At 66.0% G+C, this 21,255-nt stretch carries 19 protein-coding genes and 1 tRNA gene; 6 read left to right on the top strand and 14 right to left on the bottom strand.

Going from position 1 to position 21,255, the window contains the following annotated elements:
• The first annotated feature begins 189 nt into the window (after positions 1-189).
• On the top strand, positions 190-1,164 hold the full coding sequence (locus tag H7828_RS16335; protein WP_226782127.1) for a glutathione S-transferase family protein: 975 nt from the start codon (positions 190-192) through the stop codon (positions 1,162-1,164).
• 154 nt (positions 1,165-1,318) lie between these two features.
• Here H7828_RS16335 and H7828_RS16330 read toward each other — a convergent pair whose 3' ends face one another.
• From H7828_RS16330 to H7828_RS16310, 5 genes are all read right to left on the bottom strand, one after another.
• Positions 1,319-3,202 carry an acyl-CoA synthetase gene (locus H7828_RS16330; protein WP_226782126.1) on the bottom strand — a complete coding sequence of 628 codons (1,884 nt, stop codon included), beginning with the start codon at positions 3,200-3,202 and terminating at the stop codon, positions 1,319-1,321.
• A gap of 131 nt (positions 3,203-3,333) precedes the next feature.
• Positions 3,334-5,121 carry an ABC transporter transmembrane domain-containing protein gene (locus H7828_RS16325; RefSeq protein WP_226782125.1) on the bottom strand — a complete coding sequence of 596 codons (1,788 nt, stop codon included), beginning with the start codon at positions 5,119-5,121 and terminating at the stop codon, positions 3,334-3,336.
• A 187-nt stretch (positions 5,122-5,308) separates the two neighbouring features.
• A complete protein-coding gene (gene kce / locus H7828_RS16320) occupies positions 5,309-6,241 on the bottom strand; it encodes a 3,5-dioxohexanoate:acetyl-CoA acetone transferase (protein ID WP_226782124.1) in 933 nt (310 codons plus the stop codon).
• A 4-nt stretch (positions 6,242-6,245) separates the two neighbouring features.
• Positions 6,246-7,187, bottom strand: a complete 942-nt coding sequence (locus tag H7828_RS16315; RefSeq protein WP_226782123.1) for a 3-hydroxyacyl-CoA dehydrogenase — start codon at positions 7,185-7,187, stop codon at positions 6,246-6,248.
• A 162-nt stretch (positions 7,188-7,349) separates the two neighbouring features.
• A tRNA-Gly gene (locus H7828_RS16310) sits at positions 7,350-7,423 on the bottom strand.
• Positions 7,424-7,641: 218 nt separating this feature from the next.
• Between H7828_RS16310 and H7828_RS16305 the strand changes: the two genes are divergently transcribed.
• The 4 genes from H7828_RS16305 to H7828_RS16290 all read left to right on the top strand — a co-directional run bounded on the left by H7828_RS16305 (position 7,642) and on the right by H7828_RS16290 (position 11,095).
• Positions 7,642-8,514: a TIGR01459 family HAD-type hydrolase gene (locus H7828_RS16305; protein ID WP_226782122.1), complete on the top strand. Its 873-nt coding sequence runs from the start codon at positions 7,642-7,644 to the stop codon at positions 8,512-8,514.
• Between the two features lie 147 nt (positions 8,515-8,661).
• Entirely contained in the window at positions 8,662-9,600 is a 939-nt protein-coding gene (locus H7828_RS16300) for a bifunctional riboflavin kinase/FAD synthetase (RefSeq protein WP_226782121.1), read from the top strand.
• A complete protein-coding gene (locus H7828_RS16295; protein ID WP_226782120.1) occupies positions 9,597-10,073 on the top strand; it encodes a YcgN family cysteine cluster protein in 477 nt (158 codons plus the stop codon). The genes H7828_RS16300 and H7828_RS16295 overlap by 4 nt, the downstream gene beginning before the upstream one ends.
• Positions 10,073-11,095 (top strand): threonine aldolase family protein, encoded by a 1,023-nt coding sequence (locus H7828_RS16290; protein WP_226782119.1) that lies wholly within the window; start codon positions 10,073-10,075, stop codon positions 11,093-11,095. The genes H7828_RS16295 and H7828_RS16290 overlap by 1 nt, the downstream gene beginning before the upstream one ends.
• Here H7828_RS16290 and H7828_RS16285 read toward each other — a convergent pair.
• Complete coding sequence (locus tag H7828_RS16285) at positions 11,079-11,870, bottom strand: alpha/beta fold hydrolase (protein WP_226782118.1); 792 nt, start codon at positions 11,868-11,870, stop codon at positions 11,079-11,081. The two genes, H7828_RS16290 and H7828_RS16285, sit on opposite strands and share 17 nt — an antisense overlap.
• Positions 11,870-12,463 carry a 2-hydroxychromene-2-carboxylate isomerase gene (locus H7828_RS16280; RefSeq protein WP_226782117.1) on the bottom strand — a complete coding sequence of 198 codons (594 nt, stop codon included), beginning with the start codon at positions 12,461-12,463 and terminating at the stop codon, positions 11,870-11,872. Before H7828_RS16280 ends, H7828_RS16285 begins: the two co-directional genes overlap by 1 nt.
• A 106-nt stretch (positions 12,464-12,569) precedes the next feature.
• On the opposite strand from H7828_RS16280, the gene H7828_RS16275 reads away from it, so the two are divergent.
• Positions 12,570-13,586 (top strand): ribose-phosphate pyrophosphokinase, encoded by a 1,017-nt coding sequence (locus H7828_RS16275; protein WP_226782116.1) that lies wholly within the window; start codon positions 12,570-12,572, stop codon positions 13,584-13,586.
• Between the two features lie 9 nt (positions 13,587-13,595).
• Here the strand turns inward: H7828_RS16275 and H7828_RS16270 are convergent, their stop codons facing one another.
• The 7 genes from H7828_RS16270 to ccoG all read right to left on the bottom strand — a co-directional run bounded on the left by H7828_RS16270 (position 13,596) and on the right by ccoG (position 21,183).
• Positions 13,596-15,197 carry a DUF1217 domain-containing protein gene (locus tag H7828_RS16270; RefSeq protein WP_226782115.1) on the bottom strand — a complete coding sequence of 534 codons (1,602 nt, stop codon included), beginning with the start codon at positions 15,195-15,197 and terminating at the stop codon, positions 13,596-13,598.
• 82 nt (positions 15,198-15,279) lie between these two features.
• On the bottom strand, positions 15,280-15,606 hold the full coding sequence (locus H7828_RS16265) for a hypothetical protein (protein ID WP_226782114.1): 327 nt from the start codon (positions 15,604-15,606) through the stop codon (positions 15,280-15,282).
• The gene (locus tag H7828_RS16260) at positions 15,606-16,766 is read right to left on the bottom strand and encodes an acyl-CoA dehydrogenase family protein (protein ID WP_226782113.1); all 1,161 of its coding nucleotides are present in this window, start codon (positions 16,764-16,766) and stop codon (positions 15,606-15,608) included. The genes H7828_RS16265 and H7828_RS16260 overlap by 1 nt, the downstream gene beginning before the upstream one ends.
• 52 nt (positions 16,767-16,818) lie before the next feature.
• Positions 16,819-16,989 carry a cbb3-type cytochrome oxidase assembly protein CcoS gene (gene ccoS / locus H7828_RS16255; protein ID WP_226782112.1) on the bottom strand — a complete coding sequence of 57 codons (171 nt, stop codon included), beginning with the start codon at positions 16,987-16,989 and terminating at the stop codon, positions 16,819-16,821.
• Positions 16,986-19,109, bottom strand: coding sequence for a heavy metal translocating P-type ATPase (locus tag H7828_RS16250; protein ID WP_226782111.1), 2,124 nt, complete (start codon positions 19,107-19,109; stop codon positions 16,986-16,988). The genes ccoS and H7828_RS16250 overlap by 4 nt, the downstream gene beginning before the upstream one ends.
• Positions 19,106-19,564, bottom strand: a complete 459-nt coding sequence (locus H7828_RS16245) for a FixH family protein (protein ID WP_226782110.1) — start codon at positions 19,562-19,564, stop codon at positions 19,106-19,108. Before H7828_RS16245 ends, H7828_RS16250 begins: the two co-directional genes overlap by 4 nt.
• Positions 19,561-21,183 carry a cytochrome c oxidase accessory protein CcoG gene (ccoG, locus tag H7828_RS16240; protein WP_226782109.1) on the bottom strand — a complete coding sequence of 541 codons (1,623 nt, stop codon included), beginning with the start codon at positions 21,181-21,183 and terminating at the stop codon, positions 19,561-19,563. The genes H7828_RS16245 and ccoG overlap by 4 nt, the downstream gene beginning before the upstream one ends.
• Positions 21,184-21,255: the final 72 nt, after the last annotated feature.

The following is a 21,255-nucleotide window of genomic DNA, read 5'->3' as shown; positions in this document are numbered from 1 at the left end:
GGCCCCCGCTGGGGCGTCGTCAGGCCCGGGTATAGGCCGGGCGGCCCCGGGCCGCAATGCGCGATGCGGCACCTGCCGCGCCCGGCGCGACCTGTGCGCCTTTGCCGAGGTGGCCGTGCCTTGGTGCCGGTATGCACAGGAGACGCCCCGCGCTAGGTATGAACGACAGGAAAAAGCAGGAGCGGAACGATGGGACAACTGGTCGACGGCGAATGGCACGATACATGGTATGACACCGAATCCAACGGCGGCGCCTTCAAGCGCGACAATGCCTCGTTCCGCAACTGGATCACCGCCGATGGCAGCCCCGGCCCCAGCGGCGAGGGCGGTTTCAAGGCCGAGGCGGGGCGCTATCACCTCTATGTCTCGCTGGCCTGCCCCTGGGCCAACCGCACGCTGTTCTTCCGCGCCCTGAAAGAGCTGGACGACCTGATCGACGTGTCGGTCGTGCACCCCGAGATGCTGTCCGAAGGCTGGACCTTTGCGACGGATTACCCCGGAACGACCGGTGACCGGCTTTATGGTCTGCCCTTCGCCCGCGACATCTATCTGAAGGCCAAGCCCGACATGACGGGCCGCGTCACGGTGCCGATCCTGTGGGACAAGCAGCGCGAAACCGTGGTCAGCAACGAAAGCAGCGAAATCATCCGCATGTTCAACTCGGCCTTCGACCAGTTGACCGGCAACACCGACGATTACTGGCCCGAAGACCTGCGCGCCGCCATCGAACCGGTGAACGACCGCATCTACGACACGGTGAACAACGGCGTCTACAAGGCGGGCTTCGCCACGTCGCAAAAGGCTTATGACGCGGGCGTGGTGCCGCTGTTTGACAGTCTCGACTGGCTTGAGGCGCGGCTGGGCGAGAACCGCTACCTCATGGGCGACCGGATCACCGAGGCCGATTGGCGGCTGTTCTCGACACTGGTGCGGTTCGATCCGGTCTATCACCTGCACTTCAAGTGCAACCGCCGGCGGATCGTGGATTACCCGAACCTCTGGGCCTACACGCGCGAATTGTACCAGTGGCCCGGAATCCCCGACACGGTGAATTTCGACCATATCGTGCGCCACTACCACTACAGCCACGACACCATCAATCCGAACCGGATCATCCCGATCAATCCGGTGATCGACTGGTGGGCGCCGCACGGACGGGGCTGAGGCGTCCGGCGCGGCGGGGACGGACAAGCCCCGGAAAGGGCCCGCGCCCCGTGACGGCGGAATTGAGTATTTTCTGCAAGAAAGAAACTGGCCGTAGGTCTTCCTCGCTCAGATACTCAGTTTTCCGCCCCCACGCGTGGCGCCCAAGGCACGATCAGTCGGCCCATTCCCAGGGCCGGGTGAAGGCGCCCAGCACCTCGGTGACCTTCGCTTCGTCGGCTTTCGGGGACAGCCGGGCGACGAGGCCGCGCTTCTTGTCCTCGATCACCTCTTTCACCCGGACATCAAGCCCCGCCTCTTTCAGCGCACCGTCATAGACGCGGGTGATGGCCATGCGGCGCAGGTCGGGCTTGAACACCTTGCCCACCGCCGTTTTCGGCAGTTCGTCGAGAATTTCGATGTACTTGGGCTGAGCCGCGCGTTCATGCACCGTCTTGCGGGCATGCTCCATCAGGGTTTCCACCGTGCAGTCGCTGCCCGAAACCAGTTCGACATAGGCGCAGGGCAGCTCGCCCGAGTGGGCGTCGGGCTGGCCGATGGCGCCGCACATGGCCACAGCCTCGTGCCCGGCCAGCGCCTCTTCGATTTCGGCCGGGTCTATGTTGTGCCCGCCCCGGATGATCAGATCCTTGGCCCGGCCGGTGATCCAGAGATAGCCGTCGGCGTCCATCCGGCCCAGATCGCCGGTGCGCAGGTAAATGTCGTGGTGGAACAGATCATGGTTCTTGTCGGCCTCGGTATAGGTGGACCCGGCGAAGACACCGGGGTTGGCCACGCAGATTTCGCCCACGGTGTCGGTTTCGCATTCCTGCACGCCATCGGGCGTCTTCTTCAGGATCTTCACCTCGGTATAGGGGAAGGGAATGCCCACCGAACCGACCTTCTTTTCGCCATCGACAGGGTTGATCGACACGAGGCAGGTCGCCTCGGTCAGGCCGTAGCCTTCGCAGATCTTCACGCCCGTGGCCTTTTCGAACCGCTTGAACAATTCGATCGGAAGCGGCGACGAGCCCGAGAAGGCCTGCTTGATCGAGGACACATCGGCATCGACCGGGCGTTGCATCAGGGCGGAAATGGCGGTGGGGACGGTGATCACGAAGGTGATCTTCCAGCGTTCGATCAGCTTCCAGAAGTTGTCGAAGACACCATCGCCGCGATAGCCTGCGGGCGTCGGAAACACCACATGCGCCCCGGACGAGATCATGGCCATGACGATGACGTGGCAGGCAAAGACATGGAACAGCGGCAGCGGGCAGATCACGTTGTCCTGTTCGGTGAACAGCAGCCGATGCCCCAGCCAGCCGTTATAGACCATGCCCGAAATCTTGTGCTGGGCCACCTTGGGCATCCCGGTGGTGCCGCCGGTGTGGAAATAGGCGGCGACGCGGTCGACCTCGGGGTCGTCGAAGGTAAGCCGGTCGGCGGGGCGGCGGGCCAGTTCGGCCCTGAAATCCAGCACCTTGGCATTGTGCGACACCGGGTTCTTGGGCCGCAGGAAAGGCACGAGCCAGGATTTGGGTGGGCTGAGATAGCGGTTGAGATCAACCTCGAGCACGGTCGTGACCCCTGGGGCCAGCTTCACCGCCTCGGCCGCCTTTTGCGGCACATCGGTTTTCGGGAAGGCCTTGAGCGTGACCAGGACCTTCGCACCGGTTTCGCGCAGGATCGCGGCGATCTGTTCGGCGTCCAGCAGCGGGTTGATGGGGTTGGCGATGCCGGCAATGCAGCCCCCGATCAGGGTGACGGCGGTTTCCAGGCAGTTGGGAAGCAGATAGGCCACAACGTCATCCGGCCCCACCCCGAGATCGCGAAACAGGTTCGCCGCCTGGGTCGACTGGCGGTGGAAGGCATCCCAGGTCAGGGTTTCGGCCTTGTCCTTCGGCCCCGAGAGAAGCTGGAAGGTGATCGCGTTGCGCGGCCCGTGGCGCCCCGCCACATCGGCCATGAAACGGTGCATCGTCCTGGGCACATCCCGTTCGGCCCAGGGCATTTCGTTCTCGATCGCGTCACGATCAGCGTAACCCGCATATTGGCCCATGATAAAGTTCCTCCTCCCGGGGGGCGCTTGTCGCGCACTCGTTCTCACAACTTCAGAATGAGCGGAAAGCGGCCACATCGCAAGCGTGGCGGGCAAAGCGACGCGACGTCAGACCGGCAGGTGCCGTTTGGTCATTCGGCCGCGATGCCGTCGGTGAACTGCAACCGCGCCAGGCGGGCATAAAGCCCGTCTTCGGCCACCAGGGCATCATGGGTGCCGGTGGCCACGATCCGGCCCGATTCAAACACGACGATGCGGTCGGCCTTCTTCACGGTCGCCAGGCGGTGGGCCACGATCAGCGTGGTGCGGCCACGGGCCAGGGTTTCGACGGCGCTTTGCACCGCGCGTTCGCTTTCGGCGTCCAGCGCGCTTGTCGCCTCGTCCAGCAGCAGCACCGGCGCGTCGCGCAGGATGGCCCGGGCGATGGCGATACGCTGTTTCTGCCCGCCCGACAGCATCACGCCGCGCTCGCCCACATAGGTGTCATAACCATCGGGAAGGGCGGTCAGGAAATCGTGGGCGGCGGCGGCGCGGGCGGCCTGTTCGACATCGGCGTCGCTTGCGCCGGGACGGCCGAAGCGGATGTTCTCACGCGCCGAGGCGGCGAAGATCACCGGGTCTTGCGGCACCAGGGCCACATGGGCACGGAATGCATCGCGGGCCAGATCGCGCAGGTCCATCCCGTCCAGCCGGATCGTGCCGCTGTCGGGATCGTAGAACCGCAGGATCAACTGGATGATCGTGGTCTTGCCCGCGCCCGAGGGGCCCACCAGGGCGACGGTTTCGCCCGGTTCGACCTTCAGGTTCACCCCGTCCAGCGCGGCGGTGCCGGGGCGGGCGGGATAGTGGAAGGAAACGTCGTCGAAGGTGATCGCGCCCTTCACCGGCAGGGGCAGCGCCTTGGGCGCGGCGGGGTCGTTCACGGTATCCGTCACGCTCAGCAGTTCGACAAGGCGTTCGGTTGCCCCGGCGGCGCGCTGCAATTCGCCCCAGATTTCCGACAGGGCGGCCACGCCCCCTGCCACCATCACCGCGTAGATCACGAACTGGACCAACTCACCCACGCTCATCAGATCGGCGCGCACATCGCGCGCACCCATCCACAGCACTCCGACAATGCCGAAAAACACCAGCGCGATGACGATCACGGTCATGATCGCCCGGGTGAAGATGCGCCGGCGCGCGGCATCGAAGCTTTTCTCGGTCACATCCGAAAAGGCGCGGCGGCTCATGCTTTCGTGGGTGAAGGCCTGCACCGTCTGCACAGCCGTCAGGGTTTCGCTGGCCGAACCCGAGGATTGCGCGATCCAGTCCTGGTTCTCGCGGCTCAGCACCCGCAACCGGCGGCCCAGCACGATGATCGGCACGATCACCAGCGGCACGATCAAGAGAACCATCGCCGTCAGCTTGATCGAGGTGATGAACAGCAGGACAAGCCCGCCGGTCAGGATCAGCAGGTTGCGCAGGGCTATGGAGACCGACGAACCGATAACCGACTGGATCAGCGTCGTGTCGGTGGTGATCCGGCTCAGAACCTCGCCGGTCATGATCTTTTCATAGAAGGTGGGCGACATGCCGATCACCCGGTCGAACACCGCCTTGCGGATATCGGCCACCACACGTTCGCCCAGGCGGGTCACGAAATAGTACCTTAGCCCGGTGCCCACGGCCAGAAGCCCGGCAATCGCCAGGGCCGCCATGAAGTACTCATCCAGAAGTGCCGCCGCGCTGGTTTCGAAACCGTCGACGACCCGGCGCACCGCAAGCGGCAGAACCAGCGACACGCAGGCCGTCAGCACCAGCGCCCCCAGCGCCAGCGCGACCAGCCCGCGATAGGGCCGCATGAAGGGCCAGAGCGCACGCAGCGCGCCGACCTTTTTGCTTTTCGCCCGTTCCTGATCGCTGAATTTCTCTGCCATGGTCCACCATTCTGCCGCGCGCCTGCGGCTTAGCCGTTTCGGACGCGCGGAACAAGTTATGCACGCCGCGGCACGTCGTCCCCCGAAAGGGCGGCGCGGCTGTGCGCCCCCTATGCACCCGAGGGCAACATGCGGTCTTTGATTCAGCGCAACCTTGCGCGCGGCGCCGGCAGGTGGGGCGGTTGGGTCAGAAATTCACCCGGTCGCCACCCTTCAGGTTAAGGATCGCGCGCGCCTCGTCGGGGGTGGCGACGCGTTTGCCCAGGGCCTCGATCAGGGCGCGGGCCTTCTTCACCTGCTGGGCATTGGATTCGGCCAGTTGCCCCTTGCCGATCCACAGCGAATCCTCCAGCCCCACGCGGATGTTGCCCCCCAGCGCCGCCGCCTGGGCCGCGATGCGGAACTGCGCCGCCCCGGCGCCAAGGACCGACCAGCGCAGATCGGCGCCGAACAGGCGGTCGGCGGTGCGCTTCATGTGGGCCACGTCTTCGGCGTGGTTGCCGATGCCGCCCAGCAGGCCAAAGACCGACTGTACGAAAAAAGGCGGCTTCACCAACCCGCGCTGCACGAAATGGTGCAGGTTGTAGAGATGCGAGATGTCGTAGCATTCGAACTCGAACCGGGTGCCGTTTTCGCCCGCCATCTTCAGCACGTATTCGATGTCCTTGAACGAATTGCGGAACACCAGGTCGCGCGATCCTTCCAGGTGCTCACGCTCCCACCCTTGCAGGTCGGGATAGCGGCTCAGCATGCCGTATAGGCCAAAGTTCATCGACCCCATGTTCAGCGAGGCAACCTCGGGGGCGAATTGCGCCGCGGGGCGGGCGCGCTCCTCGACGCTCATGTAGGGGGAACCGCCGGTGGTCAGGTTGATGGCGGCCGAGGTGGCCTGTTTCACCCGCGGCAGGAAGGCGGCAAAGCCCTCGGGCGTCTGGTCGGGCCTGCCGGTTGCTGGATCGCGCGCATGCAGGTGCAGGATGGCCGCCCCCGCCTCGGCCGCGTCGATGGCCGCTTGCGCGATCTCGTCGGCGGTGACAGGCAGGTGCGGCGACATGCCCGGCGTATGGATCGCACCGGTCACGGCACAGGTGATGATGACGGCGTCGTCGATGGCGGCCATGGGGTCAGTCCTTCGGTTTCAGGTCGCGGCGATGCAGGGCAAGATCGGCCAGCCGCGTATCGCGCCAGGCGCTTCGCGCGGGAATATCGGCAAGCGGCAGGCGGGCGCGCCGGTCCTGCGTGACCTGTTCGCGCACCGGGCCAGTCCAGTCCGGCCGCCCTTCGGTTCCGATGGCAAGGTCGACATACATCGGCCCGTACCGGTCGATATAATCCGAAACGCCACCCGGCGCGTTCAGGTCGATGGTTTCGAACGGCCCGATGATCGACCAGCGCAGGGCCAGCCCGTCGCGCAGGGCGATGTCCACATCCTCGGGGTCGGCGATGCCCGCCTCCACCAGGCGAAACGCCTCGTCCAGAAGGGCGCCCTGCAGGCGGTTCATCACGAAACCCGGGATCTCCCGTTTCAGGGTGATCAGGCTGTGGCCCGCCGCCTGCATCGTGGCATGGCAGGCGGCAAGGGTTGCCGCATCGGTCTGCGGGCCGGGCACCAGTTCGACCGCCGGAAGAAGATGGGGCGGGTTCAGCGGATGAGCGACAAGGCAGCGATGCGCCCCCTCCAAACCCTCGAACATCGCCGAGGGCAGCAGGCCCGAGGTGGAACTGGCAATCACCGCATCCGGCGCCGCCAACCTGTCGATTTCACCAAGAACCTCGCGCTTGATCTCCAGCTTCTCGGGGGTGTTTTCCTGCACATGCACCGCCCCCTCCAGCGACGCTGCGATATTCTCACAGGGGTGAAGGCGGGCCATCACGGCATCGACCGGATCAAAAAGCAAACCGCGCGTGGCCATCTCCTCGACCAGCGGGGCGATCAGGGCCGGGGCGGCATCGGCCACGCCCTCCACCCCGTCCCAGAGGGTGACGTCGGCACCGGCGCGGGCGAAACCGATGGCCCAGGCCCGCCCGATCAGCCCCTGCCCCAAGACTGCGATCCTGCTGTCCATCGAACCCCCTTCACCATCCACGCCCTACGGGTGCAACACGGCCCCCACATGGCAACCTTCAGGCAATCACGCCCCGCGCACAAGTTTTCCGCGCCGCCGGTTCGGACAGGCGGCCCGAAACCGCCCAACGGAAGACATGATCACGCCATGGGAAGAGGAATCTGGAGCGGGTAGCGGGAATCGAACCCGCACCTTAAGCTTGGAAGGCTCTTATGATACCATTTCACCATACCCGCGCCATGCGGGACGATTAGAACAGCGGCACAGGCGCGTCAAGCCGGTCACGGCAGCGATACCCGCAAACACCGCTGCGCGGTGTGCCTCCGGCGGGGATATTTGAAAGACCAAAGATGAGGGTGCACCGCTTACCGCACCGCCTCTGGCCAGCGCGGGCGGAAAGGGCTAGCAGTGGGCGCATTCCCTTCCCCGGCTTCGCCCCAACCATCAGAGCACCATGACCCGGATCATCGAAAAACTCGCTGACATCGCCAAGGATTACGACGCTGTCTTCTGTGACTTGTGGGGCTGCCTGCATAACGGCATCACCGCCCACGCCGCCGCCGTCGAGGCGCTGCGCGCCTTCAGGGCGCAGGGCGGAACGGTGATCCTTCTCACCAACGCGCCGCGCCAGAGGGCCAGTGTCGAAAAACAGCTCGAACGGTTCTCGACCCCGCGCGACTGCTGGGACAGCATCGCCACGTCGGGCGATTCGGCCCGGGTTGCGATGTTTCAGGGCGCCATCGGCGAAAAGGTCTATTTCATCGGTCAGCCTCATGACGAGGTCTTCTTCGAACCGATCAAGATCGTCACCGACCCGGTAACGATCCGTCGCACCGACCTGGACGAGGCGACGGGCATCCTCTGCTGCGGCCCCTTCGACCCCTTCGCCGACCCCGCCGAAATGCGCCCGCAGTTCCTGTCGGCCATCGCCGTTGGCCTGAAGATGCTCTGCGCCAACCCCGACATCATCGTCGATCGCGGCGACACGCGCGAATGGTGCGCCGGCGCCCTCGCCCAGCTCTACCGCGAAATGGGCGGCGAAACCCTGATGTTCGGCAAACCCCACCCCCCGGTCTACGACCTGGCCCGCCGCCGCCTGGCCGAACTGGGCCGCGACATTCCCGAAAGCCGCATCCTGTGTATCGGCGACGGCATCGCCACCGACGTGCTGGGGGCCGCCGGCGAAGACATGGATTGCCTCTTCATCACCGGCGGCCTTGCAGCCGAACAGACCGCCACGCGCGATCAGCCCGATCCCGACGCGCTCGAAAGCTTCCTGCAAGGTGCCCCGGCCCGCCCGACCTTTGCCATGGGGCAACTGCGCTGATCCCCCTCTTTCTTGCCTCAAATACTCAGGGCGCGCGAGAAACCGCAGGTTTCGAGCGCGCCCCCGGGCGACGCCGACAGGCGGCGCAAACCCCAGCGCGCCACTGACCGCTTGCACCACCCGCCAACGGCAGCTATCCGGTCCTCCATGCGGATCGTGCGGGATCATCAGTTCGTTTCACCCGGGGATCGCGGCGCCAGCGTCGCGATCGGCAATTTCGACGGCGTGCACCGCGGTCACCGCGCCGTCATCGATATCGCACGCAGCCAGGCCACGCGCCTGTCCTGCCCACTTGGCGTCCTGACCTTCGAACCCCACCCCCGCGAATTCTTCGCCCCCGACGCCCCGCCCTTCCGCCTGATGAACGCCGAGGCCAAGGCGAACCGGCTGGCCAAGCTGGGCATCGACCGCCTGTACGAGATCGCCTTCAACAAGGCGCTCTCCTCGCTCACACCCGAAGGTTTCGCGCGCAACGTCCTGGCCGATGGCCTTGGGTTGTCGCATGTGGTGGTGGGCGCCGACTTCTGCTTTGGCAAGGGGCGCGCGGGCAGCGCCGCCGATCTTGAACGCTTCGGGGCCGACATGGGCTTTGGCGTTACCATCGCGCCGCTGCTTCAGGCCCGCGACGGCGCCGTCTCCTCCACCCGCATCCGCGAGGCCCTGTCCGAGGGGCGCCCGCGTGACGCGGCGGCGATGCTGGGCCACATGCACCGCATCGAAGGCGAGGTGATCCGAGGGGATCAGCGCGGCCGCGACTTGGGCTATCCCACCGCGAACATGAGCATCGCAGGCCTGCATCCGCCGAAATTTGGCGTCTATGCCGTGCGGGTCGATGTTCTTTCCGGCCCCCATGCGGGCACCTATGATGCCGTCAGTTCGATCGGCGTGCGCCCGATGTTCGGGGTGAACCGGCCCAATATCGAAACCTTCCTTTTCGATTTCACCGGCGATCTTTACGGCACCCACCTGTCGGTGGCCCTGGTCGATTACCTGCGCGGGGAAGAGAAATTCGACAGTATCGAGACCCTGATCACCCAGATGGACGCCGACAGCGCCCGCGCCCGCACCATCCTGGCGGCATCATGAGCGCGGATGACCCGATCGACCGCGACGGGCTGCGCCAGCGATTCTGGGAAAGGGTTCCGCTCAACAAGCTCACCAGGAAAGAGTGGGAGGCACTCTGCGACGGCTGTGGCAAATGCTGCCTGAACAAGCTGGAAGACGAGGATACCGGCGAGGTTGCGCTGACCCGGGTGGCCTGCCGGCTGCTGGATGGCGAAAGCTGCCGCTGTGCGCAGTATCCGATCCGCCATCAGTTCGTGCCCGAATGCATCACCCTGACGCCCGGCAACATCGCGAAGAACGCCTATTGGATGCCCACCACCTGCGCCTATCGCCTTCTGCACGAGGGCAAGCCGCTGTTTCCCTGGCACCCGCTGATTTCGGGCACGCCGCAATCGGTGCATGATGCGGGCGTCTCGGTGCAGGGCTTCACCGTGCCGGAATTCGAAGTCCCCGAGGACGAGTGGGAAGACTACATCATCGAGGAGCCGACCTGATGCATTTTGCCTCCGACAACACCGGCCCGGCGCACCCGCGGGTCATGCAGGCCCTCATGGATGCCAACACCGGCTATGCCCCGGGATATGGCACCGACCCGATCATGGACGAGGTGCGCGCCCAGGTCCGCGACCTGTTCGAGGCGCCCGAGGCTGCGGTCTATCTCGTGGCCACCGGCACGGCCGCCAACGCCCTTCTGCTGGGCACCATGACCCGCCCGTGGGAGACGATCTTCTGCGCCCGTGCAGCCCACGCCGATGTCGATGAATGCGGCGCGCCCGAGTTCTTCACCGGCGGCGCCAAGCTTTCCACCGTCGAAACCACCGAGGGCAAGATGACGCCTGCCGCCCTGTCCCAAGCCATTGCCCGCCATCCGCGCGGCGTGGTGCATGGTGTGCAGCCGGGGCCGGTGACGATCACCCAGATCACCGAGTTCGGCACCCTGCATTCGGTGGCCGAAGTCACGGCGCTGTGCGATGTCGCCCGCGCCAACGGCCTGGGCGTGCATATGGACGGCGCGCGCTTCGCCAATGCCGTCGCGGCACTGAACTGCAGCCCCGCCGACATGACATGGCGCGCGGGCGTCGATACCCTGTCGTTCGGCGGCACCAAGAACGGCCTTCTGGGGGTCGAGGCGGCGGTGATCTTCGACCCAGAACTGGCCTGGGAGTTCGAGTTGCGCCGCAAGCGCGGGGCGCAGCTGTTTTCGAAACACCGCTATCTCAGCGCCCAGATGCGGGCCTACCTGGCCGACGATCTCTGGCTGGAAACGGCCCGCGCGGCCAACGCCAATGCCGCGCGTCTTGCGCAGGGCCTGCGCGCGGCGGGCATCGCCCCCAGCTATCCGGTGCCCGGCAACATGATCTTTGCCGATCTGCCCGCCGCCACCCATGCCCGCCTGCAAGAGGCCGGTGCCGAATATTTCGCCTCCGAAACCGGGGATGGCACCTTCGCCGCGCGGCTGGTCTGTGACTGGTCGATCGGGCAGGACCAGATCGACCGCTTCATCGCCCTTCTGTAACGATCGCGCGGGCCGTTTCGCCCGGATGGGTCAGGGGCAGCATGTGCCCTGCCCCGGCCACCACACGCTCCTCCGCCTGCGGCAGGCGGGCGATCAGCGCGCGGTGGACGGCGGCGATCACAGGCGGTGATCTTTCGCCACGGATCAGGGTGACCGGCATCGTCAGCCTTTCCATCCGACCGGGGACTAGCAGGCCCGCGCCGTCGCGATCATGCGCCGCCGCCCCCGCCGTGACCAGGGACATGCGCGCCGTCATGGCGGCACGTTGCGCCTCGGGCAGGGCCTCCCAGGGGCGACCATCGCCCCAGGCGCCGGTGAACAGCCGCGCCGCCACCTCGGACCGACCGGCGGCAAGCGCGTCGATCACCGGCACGAAGCTGGCGTCGTGGGCGGCGATTTCGGCGGCATTGTCGGCACGGGCCGCGGCGAAGAAGACCGGCTCGATCAGGGTCAGACTGCGGCAAAGTTCCGGGTGTTCCACGGACAGGCGCAGGGCCACCGTGCCACCGAAGGAATGCCCGATGATATCCATCGGGGCATCACAGAAGCTGAGCGCGATGTCGGTGCAGGCGCGGTGATAATCACCGCCGCTCCAGGCCGCGCTGCGCCCGTGACCGGGCAAATCGAAGGCAACGGCGGACAGTAGCAGATCGGTGGCCACCTGGCGCCAGACCCCGGAATGGGCCAGCATCCCGTGGACAAGGAGGGCGGGCCGCCCCCCCGCACCACAGCTTTCCCAGTGGGTTCGAAACCCGGCCCTGTCGTCGGTCGGCATCAGCCCGCCAGGTGCGCGTCCAGATGGCTCAGACGGTCGACACCCCAGAACCGGGCGCCATCGTCGGTGATGAAGAATGGCGCGCCGAAGACGCCGCGCATCACCGCCTCTTCCAGGTTGGCGGCATAGGTTTCGGCACCGCTCAGCAGGCCGCTGTCGGCCAGCGACGGATCGAACCCCGCGCCCGACAGGCAGTCGCGGATCACCTCGTCCTGGGCGATATCCTTGTCTTCGGCCCAGCAGGCGCGCGTGATCGCCGCCACCAGCGCCGGCAGGTCGCCACCCCCGGCATTCTGCGCCGCGATAATGGCGTAAGAGGACGGCGCCATGTTGGTGGGCCAATGGGCGGGCTTCACGTTGAACGGCATGTTCAGAAGTTTCGCCGAACGCTCCATGTCCATCAGGCGGTATTCCTGGCGCGACACGTGGCGGTCCTTGGGCGGCTGGCCCCCGGTGCGGGCGAACAACTGCATGATATCCAGCGGCTTGTAGGTCACCGTTGCGCCGTGCTTTTGGGCGATTTCGGTCAGCCGATCCCCCACCATGTAAGTATAGGGCGAAATGGTCGCGAGGTAATAATCGATATGGGCCATTTTCAGCGTCTCCCGAGGGGGCAAAAGGTTTGCGGCACCCTAGCCCCATGCTAAGCGGTGTCAACGTGACGATTCCGTTACTGGCCACCACGGGAACCCCATCAAAATGCCTGCCATGTCCGAACCCAAGCTGATCTCCGGCAATTCCAACCGCCCCCTCGCCCAGGCCATCGCCCGGCGCATGTCGCTGCACCGCGGCATGGGCGTCAATCTGCTGGATGCCCGGGTCGAGCGGTTCAACGATGCCGAGATCTTCGTCGAGGTCTACGAGAACGTGCGTGGCGAGGACATGTTCATCATCCAGCCAACCAGCAACCCGGCCAATGACAACCTCATGGAACTGCTGATCATGGCCGATGCCCTGCGCCGCTCCAGCGCTGCGCGCATCACCGCCGTGATCCCCTATTTCGGCTATGCCCGGCAGGACCGCCGCACCAAGGCCCGCACGCCAATCACCGCGAAACTGGTGGCCAACATGATCGTCGAAGCCGGGATCGAGCGGGTGCTGACCATGGATCTGCATGCCGCGCAGATCCAGGGCTTCTTCGACATTCCGGTCGACAACCTCTATGCCTCGCCGGTCTTCGCGCTGGATATCAAGCACCAGTTTGCCGGGCGGATGGACGAACTGATGGTCGTGTCGCCCGACGTGGGCGGCGTGGGCCGGGCGCGCGAGCTGGCGCAACGGGTCGGCTGCCCCCTGGCCATCGTCGACAAGCGACGCGAAAAGGCGGGCGAAGTGGCCGAGATGACGGTGATCGGCGACGTGACCGGCAAGGCCTGTCTGATTGTCGATGACATCTGCGACACCGCCGGCACCCTGTGCAAGGCGGCCGAAGTCCTGATCGAGGCGGGCGCGACCGAAGTTCATTCCTACATCACTCACGGCGTCCTGTCGGGCCCGGCGGTCGAGCGGGTGACCAATTCGGTGATGAAGAGCCTTGTCATCACCGACAGCATCGAAGCCTCGCCCGCCGTGCGCGCCTGCCCCAACATCCGTATCGTGCCGACGGCGCCGATGTTCACCCAGGCAATCCTGAACATCTGGAACGGTACCAGCGTGTCGTCGCTGTTCGATCCCGACACGCTGGGCCCGATCTACGAGGGCATGTACAACCGCTGACATGCCCCCTCAGCCCTGCAACAGCGAGAGGACGAGGTTGCCGGGCGCTGTGGACATGCCATCACCCACCTGACTTCGAACCAGGTAGCGCTGGCGCAGTTCTTCCAGCTTGTCCGGACCGGTGAAATCGGCCAGCCGGTCGGTGCCGAAAAAGCGGTTCGACCGGTCCTTGAGTTCGACAAGCTGCCGGTCGATATCCAGTGTTCCGAAGCTGGACGGAAGCTGAAAGACGGTTTCGAAAACCTCGCGCATCGGTTTGGAGGACATGACCGAGAACCAGTGGGCGTTGTTGCTGGTGCCAAGATTCACGATCTGGGTCAGGTCACGTTCCAGCGCGAGGGCGAAGCGCATGGTCGGGTCGCTTTCGCCGACCCTCACTTCGAACTGGCGGTCAAGATAGGCCCCGACGATCGCCGCGCCGAAGCCTTCGGGATAGATCCGTTCGTCGCTTTCGGGCTGCATGTCGATGGCATCGGCAAAGGCGCGATACCGCTGATCGGGGTAGACGTTGACCAAAGATGTCGGGCTGCTGCGGTCGGAGTCCAGGATCCGGCTGACGAAGGCGGCCCCATCGGGGCGCGGCGGCAGATCGAACAGCGCGTAGGACTTCAGCATCAGATCGACATCGCCGAAGAAATCACGGGGTGAGCGGATCGGGGCGTCGTGGTTCGACACGGCCGCGGCGAAGGCTTCGACGCGGCTGGTGAAGCTGTCGCCATCGGCCTCGGCCGCGGCGCGTTCAACGAAACCGAAAGCCTTGGCCAGGGCAAGATAACGCCTGTCTTCCTGCGTGTTCGCCACCGAAGCGCTGTCGGTGGGGTCGGATTCCAGAACGGTCTGGATGAAGGCGGTACGTTCCGCGTCGCGCCCAAGGCCGAAAAGCCCGAGCGTTGCCTGATAGAGTTCGGGATCCTCCATCAGGTCGGCGGCGGTGGCCACGGGTGCATCGCGCGCGGCCAGAAGCGCCGCGAAACCCTGCATCCCCCCCCGCTGCTGTGCCTTTTCGGCAAGGCCGACAGCGCGGGCAAGATCGCGATAGCGCGGATCGGACAGGAGGTTGGCAAAGGACATCTGATCGGCAGGATCGGATTCAAGCACCTGTTTCAGGAAATATCCGTTGCCCATGTCGCGTTCCAGCCCGAAGGCCGCCAGCGTGGTCTTCAACAGCGCCCGGTCGTTCAGCAACGCGTCAGCCGACCGGATGTCGGCCAGATCATCCGCCCCTGCCGCCACCGGTGAAAGGCGTGCCAGTGACGGGCCCTCCTTGCCGGCGAAGTTGAAGGTTTCCGCCAGGGCGAGATAGCGCTTGTCCGACAGGCGGTTGGCCATGGATTTCGGATCGTCCAGATCGGATTCAAGGATCTTCTGCAGGAAGGCGCGGTTGTTGATGTCGTCGTCCAGCCCGAAGGCCCCCAACGCCACGCGAAGCATCGCGCGGTCGTCCAGCAATTGGTCAGCGGTCTGGATATCGGCGATCCGGTCAAGAAAGCGCTGGGTTTCGCGGGCAACCTGCGGCGATCTGGCGAAAAGATCCTGCTGCGCGTCGCGTGTGCGCTTCAGGAAGGCATAGCCCCCCGTGCCAGTTCCAAGTGTCGTGGGTACGAACGCCATCTGGCCCCCTGCATGTCATCGCCATGTGACGATCCCGGCCAGTCTTGCGCCCTGTCCCTTAAGATTCGGTTTCCACCCGCATTCACGCGGATTTTCCGTCGCGGCGCGCGATCAGCCCGCCGTCATGCCCCACCTGGAACACCCGCGCCCCCTGCGCGCCCGTGCAGCGCACGATCAGCCAGACCGGATCGCGGCCCGGCATCGCGACGCAGTCGGAAACATCTCCACCGGTTTCCTGGGCGTAGATCTGGGCATAGGCCGCGATCACGTCGGTTTCCGTCAGTTCGCTGACCCGCTGGCCGGTGGAAAACCCAAGAACCCCGGCGCAAAGCGACAGCCCCGCCAGTGCCCAGAGCACCGGGCGCGGCAGGGTTGCCCCGCCCTGGAGGAACCGGGGCGCGGTGCGCATCACATGGCGCCCATCATTTCGCGCCCGATCAGCATTCGGCGGATTTCGCTGGTGCCGGCGCCGATCTCCATCAGCTTGGCGTCGCGGAACAGGCGGCTGACCGCGCTTTCGTTCATGAACCCGGCGCCCCCCATGGCCTGTACCGCCTGATGGGCGCAGGTCATCGCCTCTTCGCTGGCATAAAGAACGCAGGCCGCCGCATCGGCGCGCGTCACTTGCCCGCGATCACAGGCCGCCGCCACGGCATAGACATAGGCCCGCGCCGAACCGAGTTTCGTGTAGATATCGGCGATCTTGCCCTGCATGAGCTGAAAATCCCCGATCCGCTGGCCGAATTGCTTGCGCTCGGCCAGGTAGGGCATGATCTCATCCAGACAGGCCGCCATGATGCCGGTGCCGATGCCCGACAACACCACACGTTCGTAATCCAGCCCCGACATCAGCACGCGCACGCCCTTGCCTTCATCGCCCAGCACGTTCTCGAAAGGCACCTCGACATCCTCAAACACCAGTTCGGCGGTGTTGGAGCCGCGCATGCCCAGCTTGTCGAAATGGGGCGAGGTGGAGAACCCCTTCATGTCCCGTTCGACGATGAAGGCGGTGATGCCCTTGCTGCCGGCCTCGGGGTCGGTCTTGGCATAGACGATCAGGGTGTCGGCGTCGGGGCCGTTGGTGATCCAGTACTTGGTGCCGTTGAGGTTGTAGTACCCGTTGCGCTTTTCGGCGCGCAGCTTCATCCCCACCACATCCGATCCCGCGCCCGCCTCGGACATGGCCAGGGCGCCCACCTGTTCACCGCTCACCAGCCCAGGCAGGTATTTCGCCTTTTGCGCGTCACTCCCGTTCAGGGCCAACTGGTTGACGCAAAGGTTGGAATGCGCGCCATAGGACAGCGAAACCGAGGCCGAGGCGCGCGCGATCTCCTCGACCGCGATCACATGGGCCAGGTATCCCATGTCGGCGCCGCCGTATTCCTCGGGCACGGTGATGCCCAGCAGGCCCAGATCGCCCATTTCGCGCCACAGCGCGCGGGGAAAGTCGTTTTCGGCGTCGATCTGCGCCGCGAGGGGTTTCACCCTGTCCTGCGCCCAGCGGTGGGTCATGTCGCGCAGGGCCGCGATGTCTTCGCCGTGGTCGAAATTCATGGTTGCCGTAAACATCGCCGCCTCCCGGGGTTGCCTGATTGTCAGAGTGGCAGGATGGCCCGGCGCGTCAACCCTCGCGCGTATCCTCGGGCGGTTGATCGGCCTCGTCGAACAGGATGCGTTGCGCATCGCCTTCCAGGTCTTCGAACTGGTCGCCCTTCAGCGCCCAGATGAACCCGCCCAGCCAGATGCCCCCAAGAACCAGGGACACAGGCACGAGGATCACAAGAATGTTCATGTCCGCATCCGCAGGGCGTTCAGAAGAACGGTGATCGACGAGGTCGACATGGCCAGCGCCGCCATCAGCGGCGTGGCGAAACCGGCCAGCGCCAGCGGTACGGCGACAAGGTTGTAAAGACCGGCGGTGGCGAAATTCTGGACGATCCGCTTGCGGGCGCGGCGCGCCAGGTCCACCGCCTCGGGCAGGACCGACACATCGGGGTTCAGCAGCACCATGTCCGACACCACCCGCGCCGCGTCCATCGCGCTGGCCGGGGCCATCGACACGAAGGCGCTGGCCAGTGCGGGCGTATCGTTCAGCCCGTCTCCCACCATCAGCGCCCGGCGGCCCTGCGCGCGCAACCCGTCCAGCACGCGCACCTTGTCCTCGGGGCGCATGTCGGCCTGCGCCTGCGCGATTCCCGCGGCCAAGGCGATCTTGTCGGCCGCATGAGCCGTGTCGCCGGTCAGCAGCAGGGTGTCGATGCCCATGGCATGCAGGCCCGCCACCGCCTGCGCCACGCCCGGGCGCATCTGTTCACCGGTCTGCAGCGGATAGAGCCTGTCTCCGATCTTCAGCGTCGGGTTGGCCGTGCCCCCCAACCAGCCGCCCCGCCCCAGGGCCACCGGGCGGCCCTGCCAGGTGGCGCTTACGCCGTCGCCGCGATGCTCCTGCACCTCGGTCAGGTCCGCCGCCACGATGTCGGGCAACCCCGCCAGCAGACCACGCGCCACCGGATGATGAGAGGCCAGCGCCAGCGCCTTCAGCACGCCCATCCCCGCCGCATCCGGCCCCTGTTGCGGGATCGCGCGCCCGTCGGTCAGGGTGCCGGTCTTGTCGAAGACCACGCAATCGACCTCGGCCAGCCGCTCCAGCGCCGTCGCGTTCTTCAGCAGAACACCGCGCCTGAACAGCCGCCCCGAGGCGGCAGTGCTGACCGCAGGCACCGCCAGGCCAAGGGCACAGGGGCAGGTGATGATCAGAACCGCGATGGCGATGTTCAGCGACAGGCGCAGATCGCCACTGGCCCAGACCCAGCCGAGAAAGGCCAGCAGCGCCAGAAGATGAACGGCGGGCGCATAGATCGCGGCGGCCCGGTCGGCCAGGCCCGAATACTTGTTGCGCGCGGTTTCCGCCACTTCGACCAGGGCCGCCATGCGCCGCAGGGTCGTGTCGTCGCCCACCGCCGTCACGCGCATCTTGATGGCGCCGCTCAGGTTCACCTCGCCCGCGACAAGGGTATCGCCCGGCCCCGCCGCCATCGGCTGGCTTTCGCCGGTGACAAGGCCCCGGTCCAACGTCGTTTCGCCCCGGATCAAGACGCCGTCCAGCGGCACGCGCATGCCTGCGGGCACATGCAGCAGGTCGCCCACCTGCACCTGTGCCACCGGCACGGTTTCGGTGCCCCCCCGCGTGACCCTTTCGGCCCGCGACGGCTCAAGCGCGGCCAGTTCGCGCGCGGCCGAGCGCGCGGCGATCCGGGTGCGGTGATCGAGGTATCGGCCGATCAGCAGGAAGAAGGTCAGCGACAGCGCGGCGTCGAAATAGGCGTGCCGCCCGCTTTCCAACGTTTCATAAAGCGACATGCCACAGGCCAGGATCAGCGCCAGGGAAATCGGCACCTCCATGTTCAGCCGCCCCGCCCGCAGTGCCGCCCAGGCCGAGGAAAAGAACGGCCGTCCGGCATAGGCCACGGCCGGCAGCGCGATCATCGCCGAGATCCAGTGGAACATGTCGCGCGTCGCATCCGTCGCCCCCGACCAGACCGACACCGACAGCAGCATCACGTTCATCATGGCAAAACCCGCCACCCCGATGGCGATCAGCAGCGACCGGCCCGTCGCGTCGCCCTCGCCCCCCAGCGCGTCGGTATCCAGTTCCAGCGCGTCGTAGCCGGCGGCGCGGATGGCGGCCAGGCAGGGCTCGGCGCCCAGGCCCGGCACGGTTTCGATGCGCACCCGCTTCAGCCCCAGGTTCACCCGCGCCGAGATCACGCCATCCACCCGGCTGAGCGCGCGCTCGACGCCCGCCATGCAGGCCGCGCAATGGATCGTGGGCAGCGAGATCTGCACGCCCCCCTCGGGCGCGGCTCCGGTGGTATCGGGCATGGGGGGGCAGGCTGGGCAGGCAGCGGTCATTTCAGAACCTTCACCACGATACGTTGCTTGAATTCGGTGCCATCTTCGGCGCGCGCCACAAGGCGCAGGTTCCAGTTGCCGCGCCCAAGTTCGACATGGGACACGAAGCTGCGCCCGTCGAAATGGAACGCGGGCGTCTGATCCTGCGCGACACTGGTGGCCCGCCCCAGGGTGGCCGAGACGATTTCGGGCTGCACCGGCGAACCGTCCTTGTCGAAGGTCAGGAACAGCGACCCCTGGCGATCCAGCACCGCCGACACGTCCCAGCCCAGGGCCTCCTGGCTTGCCCGGTCGGCATCGAAGCTTTGCGAGGCGACGTAGGAATTCTGCACCTCGAGCCCCGGAAAGGTGGCGACCGCCTGGAAGGCCAGCGTCAGGTTCACCGCCACGATCACGGCGAACCCGCCACCGATGATGAACAGCACATGCCGCCCTGTCAGTTCCCTTGTCATCATTCGCCCTTTCCGTTGAAGGTGGTTTCCCGGCTGGCCCGCGCGCCGGTTTCGCTGTCTTCGACCCAGATCCGAAGGTCGGTCAGATCGCTGTTGGCCGGCACCGACCCCGGCGCCGCCACGACATAGACCCGCTGTTGCAGGGTTTCCTGCGCCGGGACGGTCACCGTGTCGTCGGCCCCTTCAAGGCTGATCGTCAGCGGCGCGTCCGAGGTGATCAGAAGGCGGAACTGGCGATCCTCGCCCGTCATGTTGCGCAGCCGCACGGCATAGGCATTGCGCACCGATCCGTCCGACAGGGTGATGAAGGTGGGGTTGCGCACCGGCTCCACCGTCAGCCCGATGTCGGATCGCACGAAAAGCGCCCAGATCAGCCCCACCCCGATCAGCGACCACAGCACGGAATAGACGATGGTGCGCGGCCGCAGGATATGCTTCCACAGCGGCTTTGGCGTCCAGTCGGTCGCGCGGCGGGTGACGACCGGCTGATCGCCCGCTTGCGGCACATCGGCCACCCGCCCGGCCACCGGCACCGTCGCCGTGGCGCCCCCTGCCGTGGCCTCGGTGCCCATGGGGCGGACAGCGGCCAGATCACCGGGCACCAGCGGCGGTTCGTCGTCCAGCGCAAGATAATCGATCAACCCGCGCGGCTTGCCGATCTTGGCCATCACGTCGTCGCAGGCGTCGATGCACAGGGCGCAGGTGATGCACTCCATCTGCTGACCGTCGCGAATGTCGATGCCCATGGGGCAGACGTTGACGCAGGCCATGCAATCGATGCAGTCGCCCATCTGCCCCGTGTCGTCCGAGGGCAGGTCCTTCTCGGCCACGCTGTAGGGTGTTGCCTGGCGCAGTTCGGCGGCGGCGCGCGCGCCCTTGCGGTGCTTGCCGCGCGGTTCGCCCCGCCAGTGGCGATAGCCGACGGTCAGGGTGCCGCTGTCCATCATCGCGCCCTGGATGCGCGGCCAGGGGCACATGTAGATGCAGACCTGTTCGCGCATGAAGCCACCGAAGATGAAGGTGGTCGCGGTAAGGATCGCGATGGTGGCATAGGCGACAGGGGCCGCGTTCAGCGTGAAGATGTCGCGCGCCAGGGTGGGCGCATCGGCGAAATAGAACACCCAGGCCCCCCCCGTGGCCACGGCGATCAGCAGCCAGACCGCCCATTTGGTGATGCGAAGGCGCCACTTGCGCGCGTCCCAATCAGCCTTCCACAGGCGGATGCGGGCGTTGCGGTCGCCCTCGATCCAGCGTTCCACCAGGATGAAAAGATCGGTCCAGACCGTCTGCGGGCAGGCATAGCCGCACCAGACCCGGCCCAGTGCCGAGGTGAACAGGAACAGACCCAGCCCCGCCATGATCAGCAGGCCGGCAACGAAATAGAATTCGTGCGGCCAGATCTCGATCCAGAAGAAATAGAAGCGCCGCCCGGCCAGATCGACCAGCACCGCCTGATCCGGGAGCGCGGGGCCGCGATCCCACCTGATCCAGGGGGTAAGGTAGTAGATTCCAAGGGTGACGATCATGATCCACCACTTGAACTTTCGGAAGAAGCCGTTGACGCGGCGCGGAAAAATGGGCTCGCGCGGCGCATAAAGCGGCGGTGGCGTATCTGATGCCATGACGTGACTCCGGTCCTGTTCGCGACAACACATTAAGCTGGCGGAAGCGGCGGGATATTGATGCAGATCAAA

It is taken from the genome of Oceaniglobus trochenteri, assembly GCF_020529025.1.
Lineage (GTDB): Bacteria > Pseudomonadota > Alphaproteobacteria > Rhodobacterales > Rhodobacteraceae > Oceaniglobus > Oceaniglobus trochenteri.
The sequence above is the reverse complement of the archived record's forward strand: the minus strand, read 5'-3'. Positions and strand labels throughout refer to the sequence as shown.